1 protein-coding gene is annotated in these 1,226 nt (G+C 71.0%); it reads right to left on the bottom strand.

Translation table 11 applies throughout. The features are described from left to right. On the bottom strand, nt 1-1,226 hold a 1,226-nt coding region (locus ACXJKL_RS21310), incomplete at both ends, for a ribonuclease E/G (RefSeq protein ID WP_457208987.1).

Here is a 1,226-nt window from a genome sequence, read left to right on the forward strand (position 1 = left end):
CCTCGAGGTTGCCCCCCGAGCCGGTGAACTTGCCGGTGTTGACGTCGACCACCGTCATCGCCTCGGTGCGGTCGATGACCAGCGAGCCGCCCGAGGGCAGCCAGACCTTGCGGTCCAGGCCCTTGGCGATCTGCTCGTCGATGCGGTGCACCGCGAAGATGTCGGCCTTCTTGGCCGAGGCGCCCTCGGGGGCCTCGAACCTCTCGACGCGGTCGACCAGGTCGGGGGCGACGTGCTCGACGTACCCCTGGACGGTCTCCCACGCGTCGTCACCCTGGATGACGAGCTTGTTGAAGTCCTCGGTGAACAGGTCGCGGACGACCTTGAGGGTGAGGTCGGGCTCGCCGTAGAGCAGGGCGGGGGCGTTGCCGCGTGCCTTGCCCTCGATGTCCTCCCAGCGGGCCTTGAGGCGCTCGACGTCGCGGGTCAGCTCCTCCTCGCTGGCACCCTCGGCCGCGGTCCGCACGATGACGCCGGCGGAGTCCGGGACGATCTCCTTGAGGAGGGACTTGAGCCGGTTGCGCTCGGTGTCGGGGAGCTTGCGCGAGATGCCGCTCGTGGTGCCGTCGGGCACGTAGACGAGGAAGCGTCCGGCCAGGCTGACCTGGCTGGTCAGGCGGGCGCCCTTGTGACCGATCGGGTCCTTGGTGACCTGCACCAGGATCGGCTGGCCGCTGGAGAGCACCGCCTCGATCTTGCGCGGCTGTCCCTCCTTGTGGCCGAGCGCGGCCCAGTTGACCTCGCCGGCGTACAGCACGGCGTTGCGGCCCCGGCCGATGTCGATGAACGCGGCCTCCATGGAGGGCAGGACGTTCTGCACACGGCCGAGGTAGACGTTGCCGATGAGCGAGGTCTGCGACTCGCGGGCGACGTAGTGCTCGACGAGCACCTTGTCCTCGAGGACCCCGATCTGGGTGAGCTCCTCGCGCTGGCGGATCACCATCACCCGGTCGACGGCCTCACGGCGGGCCAGGAACTCGGCCTCGCTGACGATGGGCGCGCGTCGCCGACCGGCCTCCCGGCCCTCGCGGCGGCGCTGCTTCTTGGCCTCGAGACGGGTCGAGCCCGCCAGTGACGTGATCTGGTCCTCGGCGGCGCGGCGGCTGCGCACCTTGGTGACGGTGTTCGGCTCGTCGTCGTCGGACCCGCCCTCCTCACCGGCACGGCGGCGGCGACGGCGGCGGCGCGAGGTGCCCTCGCCCTGCTCGCCGGTGTCGTCCGTGGAC

Source organism: Nocardioides sp. P5_C9_2 (assembly GCF_054049555.1).